This is a genomic window from Cytobacillus firmus, from assembly GCF_023715565.1.
GTDB lineage: Bacteria > Bacillota > Bacilli > Bacillales > Cytobacillaceae > Cytobacillus > Cytobacillus firmus_C.
In genome coordinates, this window is the sequence record NZ_JAMBOJ010000006.1 from 31,832 (window position 1) to 45,597 (window position 13,766).

The following is a 13,766-nucleotide window of genomic DNA, read 5'->3' on the forward strand; positions in this document are numbered from 1 at the left end:
GGTTTATATGCGGCAAAATTAAATAGATAGCTCTTTGGAGAGTTTGTAGAGATCCAGGTCAAGTGTATGCTCTCTATCCAATATTTCAATTATATCATGGTCAACCAGTTTATTATTTTGAATTCCTACTGCACGTCCGCCTTTTCCTTCAAGAATAAGCTCTACTGCATATGCTCCAAGGCGGCTGGCCAGAACCCGGTCGAATGCAGTTGGGGAACCGCCCCGCTGCATATGGCCAAGCACGGAAACACGTGTATCAAAATTAGTTGAATCTTTAATTTGCTTGGCAAATTCCACTCCGCTGCAGACTCCTTCTGCAACTACAATGATACTGTGCTTTTTGCCTCGTTCATGCCCTTTTTTAAGTCTCTCTGCAATTTCATCCATATTATATCCTGCTTCAGGAATGAGGATTGTTTCTGCACCGCCTGCTAATCCAGCGCATAAAGCGATATCTCCTGCATCTCTTCCCATTACTTCAATGATGAATGTTCTTTCATGGGAAGTAGCTGTATCACGAATTTTATCGATTGCATCAATAACCGTATTTAAAGCTGTGTCAAATCCAATAGTATATTGCGTTCCCGGAATATCGTTATCAATGGTGCCGGGTACGCCCACACAAGGAAATCCCTGCTCTGTTAAAGCTTTTGCACCACGAAATGAACCATCCCCGCCAATTACGACAAGACCTTCTAAACCGTGCTTGTTCATTTCGTCGATACCCTTTTGCTGACCTTCTTTTGTTTTGAATTCTTCGCTTCTAGCCGATTGTAAGATAGTACCGCCGCGATGGATAATGTCACCAACCGAACCGAGGTCAAGCTTCTTAATATTTCCTGACATCAAGCCGGAATATCCGCCATATACACCATATACTTCAATATTATGATAGATCGCTTTACGGACAACTGCACGTACAGCTGCATTCATCCCAGGAGAATCGCCGCCGCTTGTTAAAACTCCTATTTTTTTCACAATAATCACCCCGTATGTAATTTATATCATAAGAAAGCTGTTATCTGCTGTGTTGTTTTATAACAGGCCTAAACATTATCTGCATGATGTTCAAAAATCTGCAGGCAGGCTTTTTATGTAAAGCAAAGCATATTTTGCTTATCTTATTATTGAACAAAACGCTATTGAATATTTCTAAAATACCATGAAGAAGGGAGCATCTCAACTTAATCAGACAATTTCAAAGAAATACAGAATTGTCGGGATACTGAAAGCGTTTTATATAGAAGAAACTGCATATTTTCACTATAAGGAGGGGATTCTGCACCGCGAGTCAAAAATAAAAAACGTGCCCGAAAGCACGCTTTTATTTTACCCCAATAAATTCCTTTAAAAACGAATATTGGCCAATAGATTTGAACTTGTTGTACCGGTGATCAATCAGCTGGTCTTCAGATAGATCCATCAGATCCTTGAGTGAGTGAGTAAGGACTTCTCTGATTTCCTCAGCCTGAACCTTGACATCTTTGTGTGCTCCGCCCTTTACCTCTTCAATAATCTCATCCACCACACCCAGTTCTTTTAAGTCCGGCGCAGTGATTCTCATGGATTCTGCAGCCTTTTTTGCCTGAGATGCATCTTTCCAGAGAATGGCTGCCGCTCCTTCTGGAGAAATAACGGAATATGTGGAGTTTTCTAGCATATGAATATGGTTTCCTACACCAAGAGCCAGAGCTCCTCCGCTTCCGCCTTCACCAATGACGATACAGATAACCGGGACTCTAAGGCTTGCCATTTCAAACAGGTTCTTGGCAATTGCCTCACTCTGTCCCCGTTCCTCTGCTGCTTTTCCAGGATAGGCACCTTTTGTATCAATGAAACAGATAATAGGCCTCCGGAATTTATCGGCCTGCTTCATAAGCCTTAATGCTTTGCGATAGCCTTCAGGATGCGGCATGCCAAAATTCCTGCGGATATTCTCTTTTGTGTCTTTTCCACGCTGATGGCCGATGACAGTAACAGGAATCCCCTTAAACTTTGCAATACCGCCAACAATCGCCTCATCATCACCAAAAGCACGATCCCCGTGGCACTCGAAGAAATCTTCAAAAAGATGAGAGATATAATCCAGTGTAGTCGGCCTTGCGGGATGCCTTGCAATCTGCACACGGTCCCACGGTTTCATATTTTCATATATATCGGCTTCTAATTTTTCCAAGCGCGCTTCCAGTTTCTCTATCTCAGAAGATAGGTCTACATCAGCTGTTTTGGTAAACTCTTTTAATTCAGCAATCTTTTTTTTCAGTTCCATTACCGGACGCTCGAATTCTAATTCTCCTGCCATTGGAAGTCACCTCCTGGTTGATGTATGGATAAAATAGCTGATATCTTGCCTTTTAACTCTGTTCTCGGAATTACTGCATCCAATTGACCGCATTTTAATAAGAATTCTGCTGTCTGGAAGTCTTCCGGCAATTCTTCACGGATCGTTTGTTCAATGATCCTCCGCCCCGCAAATCCAATCAAAGCACCAGGTTCTGCCAAATTATAGTCCCCTAGTGAAGCAAAGCTTGCAGACACACCGCCTGTTGTCGGATGAGTCATGATTGAAATAATAAGACCTCCATTATCACTGAATCTTTTTAGTGCTACACTTGTCTTTGCCATTTGCATCAGGCTTAAGACGCCTTCCTGCATTCTTGCACCGCCTGAAGCAGTAAATATTATAAAGGGAACTCGCAATTCATCAGCTTTTTCAATGGCACGGGTAATTTTCTCTCCGACTACTGAACCCATACTTCCCATTCTGAATGTGGAATCCATAACAGCTACTGCAATCTTTTGACCATCTACAGTGCCTGTCCCAGTCACTACCGCTTCATTTATCTTTGTCTTTTCCCGATCCTTCTCCAGCTTTTCAATATAATCCGGGAAATTCAGAGGATTTTCTGAAATCATGTTCGCGTTAATTTCTTCAAAACTATTAGCATCCAAAAAGCTTGCCAAGCGCTCTTTTGAATTCATGGTGTGGTGATAATGACAGTGGAAACACACTTTAAGATTCTTGACCAATTCTTTGGTATACATGATTTTCTTGCAGTTTGGACACTTTGTCATGATTCCTTCCGGCACATCCTGCTTTGCCGTTTCCGATGGAATGGTTGCATATTTCTTCTTCTTCGTCTTAGTAAAAATATCTTTAAGCAAGATGAAACCTCCCTGATAATCGCTGAATCATTTCCATTAATTTCACAAGTGGTCAGACCACTGATTTAAAAATGAATGCCTAACTTTTCTAGGCTTCATTTATGCTTGACTGATTATTTAAATATAGATGATATGATAAATAAATTCTGCAAAAAATTGTCGTTAATTCTTCGACAATTTTCTTAAATTTCTATATACACGAACAACTTCGGAATCTTTTCTGGAAATCAAGGTATCAATCAGCTCTGCATATTGCTGCTTGGTTATCATCATTTTCTCTAAATCCAACGAATTATAATAATCTTTGAGAATGATCCAAATACGGAGGAACAGATGATTATCTGCAAGTGTGACGATTTCAAGAAAAAAGTCATCATCTGTGTAGTCTGCCTCCAGGGTCCATTTTTTGAACCTGAGAAGCCGATCTTCACTAGCCTTTTGAATTATTAGCCATAAACAATCAAGTTCGATCAGAAACTTGGTTTCTTTAACATCTCTTATAGATTTCTTATCCTGAAGAATGAACGTGCTGAGCAGCTGTACGAGCTGATGCCCCCTAAAATCCCTCATAAAAGTCCCCTCGCCTCTCCTTGTCTCAATTAAGCCAAGAAGTTCAAGGGCTCTTAATGCTTCCCGAACGGAAGAGCGCCCGACACCCAGGCGCTCTGACAGCTCTCTTTCGGAAGGCAATCGATCTCCAGGCTTAAGGCCATCATGTTCAATCATGGTCCTAAGCTGTTTGACAATGCCTATATAAACCTTCGTGTTATTTTGAGGTGAATTCAATTATGGATTCACTCACCTTTTCCAATGACTGCAAGTTGCTTCGTTTTTTCCTTCACTTCTTCAGGATCAACTTTAATGCGGGCAACGCCAGTCTCCATAGCTGCCTTTGCTACAGCAGCTGCAACTTCAGGTGCGACACGGGAATCGAATGGCCCCGGGATGACATAATCTGCATTCAATTCATCCTGGTGCACCAGATTAGCAATGGCTTCTACAGCAGCCACTTTCATTTTCTCATTGATATGAGTTGCACGGACATCCAGTGCTCCGCGGAAAATTCCAGGGAAAGCCAATACATTGTTTACCTGGTTTGGAAAATCAGATCTTCCAGTTCCAACCACCATTGCTCCAGCCGCTTTCGCTTCTTCAGGCATAATTTCAGGAGTTGGATTAGCCATGGCGAATATAATCGGATCTTGATTCATAGTGCCAATCATCTCAGCCGTCAGTGCTCCGGCAGCAGAAACCCCGATGAATACGTCAGCACCTTTAATAACATCTGCAAGGCTTCCATTCACATTCTCGCGATTCGTGTACTTTGCAACTTCATTTTTAATTTCATTCATACCCTGCGGCCGGCCTTCATAAATAGCACCTTTAGTGTCACACATAATGATATCGCGAACACCGTAGCTGTATAAAAGTTTAATAATGGCAATCCCGGCAGCACCGGCACCATTTGCGACTACCTTAATTTCATTCATTTTCTTCCCGGAAAGCTTCAGGGCATTTACTAGGCCTGCAACAGTTACAATGGCAGTCCCATGCTGATCATCATGAAAAACGGGAATGTTTGTTTCCTTCTTTAATCGCTCTTCTACATAAAAGCAATTTGGAGCAGCAATGTCTTCAAGGTTTACGCCTCCAAATGTAGGCTCGAGAAGTTTTACAGTCTCAACAATTTTATCTACGTCTGTCGTATTAAGGCAAATTGGAAATGCATCCACTCCTGCAAAACTTTTGAAAAGTACAGCTTTTCCTTCCATTACAGGCAGGGCAGCTTCCGGCCCAATATTCCCCAGCCCCAGCACTGCTGTTCCATCGGAAACGACCGCGACCATGTTGCCTTTCATCGTATATTCATAGACAGTGTCGGGCTTATCATAAATTTCCTTGCAGGGCTCAGCAACCCCCGGTGAGTAAGCAAGACTTAAGTCTTTGGCATTTCGCACCTGTACTTTAGATTTAGATTCCAATTTCCCTTTATTAGCTCTATGCATATGCAAAGCTTCTTCGCGTAAGGTCAAAATTTTCACTCCTCATATTCCGGATAGGATTATATATAAACATAGACTTGACGAATACATGCTTTAAACCCTGCTGCAGTCTGTTTCAGTATCAGACTAAACAGGGCTTTTCTTTCGCTCACAGTGGTCAGACCAGTTTATTTTTCTTCTTACAAATATACCATAATTGTTATTGTTGTAAAGGGTAATTACTTTAAAACGACGTTATTCCGGCCAAGATGCTTCATAAGTAAATTCAGGAAATCCTCTGTCGGAGAGACCAGGTCCTCTTCACCCAGGCGAATGGTTTTTCGGGAGGTTTCATAATACAAAACCACTTGAACACTGCCTTCATTTTTCTTAAATAATTCTTTGAGCAAACGAAGATTTTCCGTCGTCTCCCGATCCTCAGTAATTCTTAAATACAATACGGGATCTTTATTTTGCATTTTTTCAATGGCTTCCTTCACATTATCGAGGTGCTGTACAATCAGCTGCTTTTTTCCGTCCCGTTCCTCAAGCTTCCCCTCCGCTAAGACGATGTTTCCCTGAGAGCAGAGCAAGGAAACTCGGTTAAACACCTTTGGAAACACAACTGCCTCCATATCTCCCGTCTGATCGCTCAAGGAAAGAAACGCCATTGGCTCGCCTTTTTTCGTACGGATTTTTTTCACTTCAGATAAATAAGCAACTGTTTTTGGCTTTTTATCCGTATTTTCGAGTTCAGTCAGCGTACAGGCATCCAGAAGGGAAAAATAGGATTCGTAAATTGAAACAGGATGATCTGATAAATACAGGCCAAGCACTTCTTTTTCAAATCTCAGCTTGTCCTCTGAACGGATCGGATCTACTTCTGTATATTTAGGCTTAGGAAAAAATTCATCATCTTCAAAGAAATCAGCTTGATCATCTTCCGGCAAAACAAGCTGGGCATGTTCCGCAGCTACATCCAGGCTGGCCAGAAGCACAGCTCGATCTTCTCCAAATTCATCAAAGCTGCCTGAATGAACAAGCGATTCAAGGATTTTGCGATTTACTGCTTTTGTGGAAACCCTTATGCAAAAATCAAACAGATCTTCAAAGCGCTTGTATTTTCTCGCCTGAAAAATATCTCTTAAAGCTGCAGCACCGATTCCTTTTATAGCAGCCAGGCTATATCTGATAGAATTTTTCTCTGCCAGAAAGGAGTAGCCGCTTTTATTAATGGAAGGCGGGCTGAGCGTTAAGCCCATCTGCCTCAGTTCTCCGATATATTGGGCAATCCTGCCTTCATTTCCGATAGCTGAAGTCAGCAGTGAAGCCATAAAGTGAAGAGGATAATGAGTTTTTAAATAAGCCAGCTGATAAGCTATGAAGCTATATGCAACAGCATGGCTCCGGTTGAATCCATAATTTGCAAACCGGACGATTAAGTCATATATCTCGTGAGCAGTTTGCTCATCATAGCCTTTATTGACTGCACCCCCAACAAAATGGACACGCTCACGGTCAAGCACTTCTTTTTGTTTCTTGCTGACCGCTCTCCGAAGCAAATCTGCTTCACCCAATGAAAATCCGGCCAGTTTTGCAGCGATTTGCATAATTTGTTCCTGATACACAATGACACCATACGTATTTTCAAGAATAGGCTTCAAGTCTGGATGAGGATATATAATTGGCTTTCTTCCATGCTTCCTGTCAATAAAAATAGGGATATTTTCCATTGGGCCCGGTCGATAAAGAGCATTGACAGCCACAATATCCTCAAACCGCGTTGGCTGAAGCCTTGTCAGGACACTGCGCATCCCGTCAGATTCAAGCTGGAAAATACCTGTTGTATCTCCTCTTCCCAACAGACTGTATACATCCTCATCATCCAGGGGAATTTGTTTGATATCAATCTGTGTGCCAGTCCTTCTCTGTATAGAGCTTAAAATATTCTCAATCAATGTAAGGTTTCTAAGACCTAGAAAATCCATTTTTAAAAGGCCGACATCCTCGAGATGCTCCATAGAATATTGGGTCAAATAAACATTTTCATGCCCTTTTTGAATAGGAATGGCCTCCACAAGCGGATGCTCACTGATGACAACCCCTGCAGCATGGGTCGATGTATGCCTAGGGAGTCCTTCCAGTTTGACAGCTGTTTCAAATAGTCTTCGATTTAAATCGGATTCCTGGGTAAATCTTCTTAAAGGCTCAGATTCTTTAAAGGCCTCTTCGAGGGTGATGCCCAATTTGGAAGGTATTCTTTTTGAAAGCATGTCAAGCTCTTTAGGATTAAGCCCAAATGCTCTGCCGACATCCCGGAGTGCCGCTTTGGCAGCAAGGGTCCCAAATGTAAGAATTTGAGCCACATGCAGTTCTCCATATTTTTGGGATACATACCGTATTACCTCATCCCTTTTGTGATCCGGGAAATCGATATCAATATCAGGCATGGAGATTCTCTCCGGATTAAGGAACCGCTCAAATAGGAGCTGATGCTCAATGGGATCCACATCTGTTATGTATAGAACATAAGCAACCATGGAACCGGCTGCAGATCCCCGCCCCGGTCCGGTTAGGATGCCATTTTCCCTCGAAAACTTCATAAAATCCCAAACGATTAGAAAATAATCACTGAATTTCATTTTTCTGATTATATTCAGCTCATACTTTAGTCGATTCCTATGCTCATCATTGGCATCCGGATATCTGTCAGCAAAGCCCTGCCAGCATACCTCTTCCAATTGCTCGTCGGCACTCATGCCTTCGGCGGCAGGATATTTAGGAAGGTTCTGTTTATCTAACTCAAGCATTACATTGCATTGCTCAGCAATCATGATCGTATTCTCTAAAGCATCCGGATACTCCGATAGCAATTCTGCCATTTCCCCGGATGACTTTAAGTAATACTCATTGCTCTTCAGCCGTTCTCTTTCTTCATCCTGTAGCTTTTCTCCATTTTTTATGGCCAGCAGGCATTCATGGGCAAACGCTTCCTCTTTTTTTATGTAACAGACACCATTTGAAGCCGCCAGGCCAATCCCGGTTTCTTCTGAAAGCTTAACAAGAGTGCCATGGATTTTTTTTTCTTCATGCAGACCGTGATCCTGTAAAGCTAAGAAGAAAGAATTTGGATCGAAAATACTGCTGAAAAGGTCAGTTGTTCTTTTTGCCTGGCCGTATTCATCTGCCATAAGAGATTGTTCGATCTCCCCATCCGTGCCTGGAGTTAAAGCAAACAATCCTCCGGCATAGTGTTTAAGCCATTTAACAGGAATGCCTTCAGGCGATTTTGTCTGTACCGTACTTGTGATTTTTAATAGATTCTGAAACCCTTGCCGGTTTTTAGCCAATAAGACCAAAGGATAAGCTTCGCCTTCCGATCTCTCGCTTAATACATCCACAGTGAGTCCCATAATTGGTTTTATAGACTTCTTAAGACATTCTTTGTAAAAGGCTACCGCCCCGTACATGACATTCCGGTCTGTTAGAGCCAGGGCAGGAAACCTGTTTTCCCTGGCGCTTGACACAAGCTGCTCTATTCTTGCCGTGCTCGACAGTAGGCTATATGCGCTATAAACATGAAGGTGAATAAATGACACGTTTCTCACACCCTTAATTTCTGCTATTTTCATTATAGAACGCCCGTTTCCAAAAAGAAAATATGTTCTCTTTTTAACAGCACCTAAAAAACATATTTTATTAAGTTTGTCCATATGATGAAGTATCAAGATAATTCTGGCAGGACCATTCCTGCAGCGAGGATGGATGATATGAATACTCAGCCCTTTTTCTCCACTTTAATTGAGAGCTATTTCATTGCGTTCGGTGTTTTGATTGGAGGTTCAATCATCGGCGGCATGGCTGCCTTTCTGACAGGAAAGCCTCCTTTAAATCAAATTTTCCAGATTTCTAATATGATTCGCATATGGGCCATCATTGCAGCTATAGGAGGCACCTTCGATACCGTTTACAGCTTTGAAAGAGGCGTTATGGATGGACAGACTAAAGACATCTTTAAACAACTGATGCTAATTCTATCTGCTCTCGGAGGGGCCCAGACCGGCGCCATGCTTATTAACTGGCTGACTCAGGAGAACATTTCAGTATGAGGATACCGCCTTACTACCGATTGCCATCCTGGCAGCGTTTTTTTGCAGGAATGGCCCTGGGAGGCATCATCAGCTGGTTTATTTTTTTATTTATCTTTGGGCAATGGCAGGAGAGATATAGCAAAGAAATCAAGCTTCAGCAGGATGCAATTTATGAATTGGAGAAAGATAAAGAAATCTGGCAGGAGGAATTCAAAAAGCTGAATAAAGAAAACCAAAAAAAACTGACTGTCCAGGATATTTCCATTAAAATTGTCAACGGCGAAAAGTATAAACTGGATTCCTTCAGCGTTTTCCAGCTGGAAGATAAAATAAAAGAGGATATTAGCATGATGATTGCTAAAGACATGGATACTGTATATAAAAGCAGTGAACTGATCAAGAAAATCATAGAGAATAAGTCACACCGCGTAAACGAAAAAAGATACCGGGTGGAAGTTAAAGAATTGGTCATCTATACCACTGTCTCAATTGAATTGAATATAATGCTGGATTAATGCCCGGCTATTTTGCCGGGCATCTTATGTCAGCTGTCTAAGCAGACAGCCTCAAGGTCTTTTACAACGGATTCCATCTCATCCCATGAATATATTGAAGCACCGGCAGCAAGAGGATGTCCTCCGCCTTTATACTTCCTTGCAATTTCATTAATGATTGGACCCTTTGAACGGAACCGCACTCGGATTTGATCGCTTTCCTCGATAAAGAAAACCCATGCTTTTATACCTTTAACATCACCAAGAGTACTTACAAGCAGGGATGCTTTGGAAGGGACAGCGTTAAATTCTTCGAGCAATTCCTTTTTCAGGACCATAACAGCAGCCCCGCTGGAACTCATCTCAAAATTCTGCAGCACATAGCCCTTCAATTTAACAATATTTGCGTCCAGCTCATACATCTTATCAAACAGGTCCGGACGTGAAAAATTATAGTGAATCAATTCACCTGCATACGCAAACGTCTTTTCTGTCGTACTTGGATAAAGGAATCGGCCGGTATCCCCAACTATTCCAGCAAATAACAGCCTGGCCGCCTCATCAGACATTTTCAGGCCCTGTTCTTTGCCGAAAAGATAAAACTCATAAATCATTTCACTTGTAGAGCTTGCATCTGTATCCACCCACATTAAATCTCCATACGGATCCATATTGGGATGATGATCAATTTTGATCAGCTTACTGCCCATTCCATACCTTTCACCACAAATCCGTTCTGCATTTGCTGTATCACAGACAATGACCAGCGCATTTTTATATGTATCATCAGATATATCATCAAGCCTTCTCATAAAATGAAGTGTTTCTTCTTCCTGCCCGACAGTAAAGATCGATTTTTTCGGAAATGAAGCCTTAAGGATTTCAGCAAGCCCTCCCTGTGAACCGTATGCATCCGGGTCCGGACGGACATGCCTATGAATAATGATTGTTTCATATTTTATTATTTCATCAAATATCTTCTGTTTCATGGCGCGCTCCTTTTATTCTGATTACTATATTTTTACCATACCACCATGAAAAGAAAAAGAAAACATTCCGAGCTTATGGCATTTTTTTATTAATGAAGGTAGAATAATAAGAGATTGTCGAAACTTGGAGGTTATGAAATGCCTATTTTGGTTATCCTGATTATACTTTCTTTTTCTTTCTATATTTTCTACAAAGTAAAATTTTTCAGAAGCAGACAGCCGGCTGAAAAACAATGGATATCAGCGAAGTCCAGAATTGCCCTCGGGACATTTGTTGCCATATTTGGCCTTAACCAGCTGTTTTTATACGACACGACCACTGCTCTCATTGTGGCGATTGTGTTTATACTAATTGGCGGATTAAGCATATGGGGCGGCATTAAAGCATACAAGTTTTACACGCCTCATGCTGTGAAAGAAGCTGAAGCAGCAAGGAAGAATTAAAGATTCCCTGACTTCCGGAAGAAGCCATGCAAAAAAGCCGTTCAATTTGAGCGGCTTTTTTGCATTTCAATACTAATGCCTGTCAATCAGCTGGCACATCATCATCGCCTTGCCAACAAGGACGCCTTCGTTAAAAACTTCCACATCCACTTTACCGAACTTTCGCCCTACTTCCAGGACTTTAGGATTGATTTCAAGCATGCTTTCAATCTGCACAGGTTTTATAAAGTAGACAGTCATATTCTCAACTACGAGATCTCCCTTTTTATAGCTTCTTAACACTCTGTTTGCAGCTTCCGAAACAATGGTTGTGAAGACTCCATAGGAAATTGTTCCAAGGTGGTTGGTCATCTGCGGAGTAACCTCGCAGCGGTATACGTCATCACCTTTAGTCTTCCCCCGTGTCATAACCAGCTGGCTGGTGACAATATCATCAATTGTTTCACCCACCTGAGGCTGCCTCTGTATCATCTGTAAAGCCTTCAAAACATCCTGGCGGCTTACAATGCCTTCGAGTTTATTCCCTTCATCCACCACTGGAAGCAATTCAATTCCTTCCCACACCATCATATGCGAAGAAGAAGCAACGCTCGTCTTTCCGCCAACTGTCATTGGGTTTTTAGTCATGATTTTTTCGATAAGGGTTTCCTTGTCATGTCCCATGATATCCTTGGAAGTAACTACTCCCTGCACCTTGAGAGTATTGTCGACAACCGGGAATCGGCTGTGGCCGGTCTCTCGGTTATATGTCATCCAATCTGCAATTGTATCGGTTGTCTTCAGGAAAACCGCCTCTTGCAGAGGAGTGAGGATATCTTCAACAAGTACAATCTCTTTTTTAATCAGCTGGTCATAAATTGCCCGATTGATCATAGTCGCAACTGTGAAGGTATCATAACTGCTTGAGATCACAGGCATCTGCAAATCGTCAGCCAGTTTTTTGACATGGTCTTCTGTATCAAATCCCCCGGTAATTAATACAGCAGCGCCAGCCTTCAAAGCTAATTCGTGTGCCTGTGTCCGGTTTCCGACGATAAGCAGGTTTCCGGCATCTGTGTATCTCATCATCGCTTCAAGCTTCATCGCGCCAATAACAAATTTATTTAAAGTTTTATGAAGACCTGCTCTTCCACCGAGCACCTGACCGTCAACAATATTAACAACTTCTGCAAAAGTAAGCTTCTCAATATTCTCTTTCTTTTTTCGCTCGATCCTTATGGTCCCAACACGTTCTATAGTACTGACATATCCCTTATTTTCAGCATCCTTAATCGCTCTGTATGCCGTCCCTTCACTCACAGCGAGCGCCTTGGCGATCTGTCTGACCGATATCTTTTCCCCAATTGGCAGTTCATCAATATATTGTAATATTTGCTCATGCTTAGTAGCCAAGACTTTCACCCTCTACAAATTATTCCTTATTTTCATTATAAGGGTAAAGAGGCCTTGATACAATTGACTCCGGCAATCTTCATTACCTGCCTAAGGAGTGCGCCCGCTTCCTGTCTGCCAATTTGCGCACCTGCTTCCCCGAAACAGCCGCTTTTTTCGGTGCATAGAGCAATGCAGTAAGGTTTCCGGCAATGACAAATAGCGCAAGGGACAGCCAACTGATGGCGAAGATCCCTTCCGTCCCTCCATTATATATGCCCATTCTTGGAGCTGCATAATAAAGCATCAAGCCGCAAAGCAGCAAGCATAGCAAATATCTATTTTTGTTCAATTCCGCTTCCTCCTTTATCCTGTCTTCCCTAATATGTATGCGGACAGGCCGGGATTTAGTTATAAAAAAACAAACGCAGCCTCCATCAGAAGCTGCGTTGTCATTACATTTCAATTGATTCCCCTGTTTCGAGAACCTGCCCGACTCCACTATCGAGCATGCTGATGAATTTATGTGGATCCTGCCTGATTGGCGGAAATGTGTTGAAGTGAATGGGAACAACCTTTTTGGCACCCAAAAGTTCTGCTGCGTATGCTGCATCATCCGGTCCCATTGTATAATTGTCTCCAATCGGCAGAAATGCCAAATCGATCGGATGACGGTCGCCAATTAGCTTCATATCAGAGAAAAGTCCAGTATCCCCTGCATGATAAATGGTTTTTCCTTCTAATGTGATAAGCACACCGGCAGGCATTCCCAAGTAGATGATTTCCTGGTTATCCGTCTCGAGGCCTGTTCCATGAAATGCAGGTGTCAGCTTCACTCTTCCAAAATCAAAATTATATCCTCCGCCGATCGACATTCCATGCGCTCTTACTCCCTGCCACTCAAGATATGTGGCTAGCTCAAAGTTGGCAATGACAAGAGAATCATTACGCTTTGCCAACTCAATTGTGTCTCCGAGATGGTCCCCATGTCCATGTGTGACAATGATGACGTCCGGCTTCTGATCCTCAGCTTTTAAGTCTGTCAAACTATTTCCGGTAATAAAGGGGTCTATTAAAATGGTTTTCCCCTGTGATTCGATTTTTACTACTGAATGGCCATGAAATGATACTTTCAATTGGATGCTCCTCTCCTATTTTAAGTTATGTAAGTTACTTCAACGAAAAACAGGTTATTCCTGCTTTCTTTTAATATATACCCGAATTGGCAAT

General features: G+C 42.1%; 13 protein-coding genes. 3 read left to right on the forward strand and 10 right to left on the reverse strand.

Annotation, left to right across the window (positions count from 1 at the left end; all coding sequences use genetic code 11):
* Nucleotides 1–18: 18 nt before the first annotated feature.
* From pfkA to dnaE, 6 genes are all read right to left on the reverse strand, one after another.
* On the reverse strand, nucleotides 19–978 hold the full coding sequence (pfkA, locus tag M3205_RS03485) for a 6-phosphofructokinase (RefSeq protein ID WP_251168727.1): 960 nt from the start codon (nucleotides 976–978) through the stop codon (nucleotides 19–21).
* Between the two features lie 346 nt (nucleotides 979–1,324).
* Entirely contained in the window at nucleotides 1,325–2,302 is a 978-nt protein-coding gene (gene accA / locus M3205_RS03490) for an acetyl-CoA carboxylase carboxyl transferase subunit alpha (protein WP_251168657.1), read from the reverse strand.
* A complete protein-coding gene (gene accD, locus M3205_RS03495) occupies nucleotides 2,287–3,165 on the reverse strand; it encodes an acetyl-CoA carboxylase, carboxyltransferase subunit beta (RefSeq protein WP_251168658.1) in 879 nt (292 codons plus the stop codon). The genes accA and accD overlap by 16 nt, the downstream gene beginning before the upstream one ends.
* 162 nt (nucleotides 3,166–3,327) lie before the next feature.
* Entirely contained in the window at nucleotides 3,328–3,951 is a 624-nt protein-coding gene (locus M3205_RS03500) for a FadR/GntR family transcriptional regulator (protein ID WP_251168659.1), read from the reverse strand.
* Between the two features lie 8 nt (nucleotides 3,952–3,959).
* Nucleotides 3,960–5,198 carry an NADP-dependent malic enzyme gene (ystJ, locus tag M3205_RS03505; protein WP_251168660.1) on the reverse strand — a complete coding sequence of 413 codons (1,239 nt, stop codon included), beginning with the start codon at nucleotides 5,196–5,198 and terminating at the stop codon, nucleotides 3,960–3,962.
* Between the two features lie 188 nt (nucleotides 5,199–5,386).
* Nucleotides 5,387–8,746: a DNA polymerase III subunit alpha gene (gene dnaE, locus M3205_RS03510; RefSeq protein ID WP_251168728.1), complete on the reverse strand. Its 3,360-nt coding sequence runs from the start codon at nucleotides 8,744–8,746 to the stop codon at nucleotides 5,387–5,389.
* Nucleotides 8,747–8,860: 114 nt separating this feature from the next.
* On the opposite strand from dnaE, the gene ytrH reads away from it, so the two are divergent.
* Together ytrH and ytrI are read left to right on the forward strand one after the other, a co-directional pair.
* Complete coding sequence (gene ytrH / locus M3205_RS03515) at nucleotides 8,861–9,256, forward strand: sporulation membrane protein YtrH (protein WP_311315697.1); 396 nt, start codon at nucleotides 8,861–8,863, stop codon at nucleotides 9,254–9,256.
* On the forward strand, nucleotides 9,253–9,753 hold the full coding sequence (gene ytrI / locus M3205_RS03520; RefSeq protein WP_251168661.1) for a sporulation membrane protein YtrI: 501 nt from the start codon (nucleotides 9,253–9,255) through the stop codon (nucleotides 9,751–9,753). The genes ytrH and ytrI overlap by 4 nt, the downstream gene beginning before the upstream one ends.
* A 29-nt stretch (nucleotides 9,754–9,782) precedes the next feature.
* Here ytrI and M3205_RS03525 read toward each other — a convergent pair whose 3' ends face one another.
* Entirely contained in the window at nucleotides 9,783–10,721 is a 939-nt protein-coding gene (locus tag M3205_RS03525; protein WP_251168662.1) for a DHH family phosphoesterase, read from the reverse strand.
* A gap of 138 nt (nucleotides 10,722–10,859) precedes the next feature.
* Here M3205_RS03525 and M3205_RS03530 point away from each other — a divergent pair, with 138 nt between their 5' ends.
* Nucleotides 10,860–11,165 carry a YtpI family protein gene (locus tag M3205_RS03530; protein ID WP_251168663.1) on the forward strand — a complete coding sequence of 102 codons (306 nt, stop codon included), beginning with the start codon at nucleotides 10,860–10,862 and terminating at the stop codon, nucleotides 11,163–11,165.
* Nucleotides 11,166–11,237: 72 nt separating this feature from the next.
* On the opposite strand, the gene M3205_RS03535 is transcribed toward M3205_RS03530, so the two are convergent.
* From M3205_RS03535 to M3205_RS03545, 3 genes are all read right to left on the reverse strand, one after another.
* The gene (locus M3205_RS03535; protein WP_251168664.1) at nucleotides 11,238–12,557 is read right to left on the reverse strand and encodes a CBS domain-containing protein; all 1,320 of its coding nucleotides are present in this window, start codon (nucleotides 12,555–12,557) and stop codon (nucleotides 11,238–11,240) included.
* A gap of 82 nt (nucleotides 12,558–12,639) precedes the next feature.
* A complete protein-coding gene (locus tag M3205_RS03540; RefSeq protein WP_251168665.1) occupies nucleotides 12,640–12,888 on the reverse strand; it encodes a hypothetical protein in 249 nt (82 codons plus the stop codon).
* A gap of 103 nt (nucleotides 12,889–12,991) precedes the next feature.
* Nucleotides 12,992–13,672 (reverse strand): metal-dependent hydrolase, encoded by a 681-nt coding sequence (locus tag M3205_RS03545; RefSeq protein ID WP_251168666.1) that lies wholly within the window; start codon nucleotides 13,670–13,672, stop codon nucleotides 12,992–12,994.
* Nucleotides 13,673–13,766: the final 94 nt, after the last annotated feature.

Excerpts from the sequence above, each read along its gene's own strand:
- ytrH (WP_311315697.1), top strand. The coding sequence starts at position 8,861 with ATGATGAAGTATCAAGATAATTCTGGCAGGACCATTCCTGCAGCGAGG.
- M3205_RS03530 (WP_251168663.1), top strand. The coding sequence starts at position 10,860 with ATGCCTATTTTGGTTATCCTGATTATACTTTCTTTTTCTTTCTATATT.
- accA (WP_251168657.1), bottom strand. The coding sequence starts at position 2,302 with ATGGCAGGAGAATTAGAATTCGAGCGTCCGGTAATGGAACTGAAAAAA.
- M3205_RS03525 (WP_251168662.1), bottom strand. The coding sequence starts at position 10,721 with ATGAAACAGAAGATATTTGATGAAATAATAAAATATGAAACAATCATT.
- ytrI (WP_251168661.1), top strand. The coding sequence starts at position 9,253 with ATGAGGATACCGCCTTACTACCGATTGCCATCCTGGCAGCGTTTTTTT.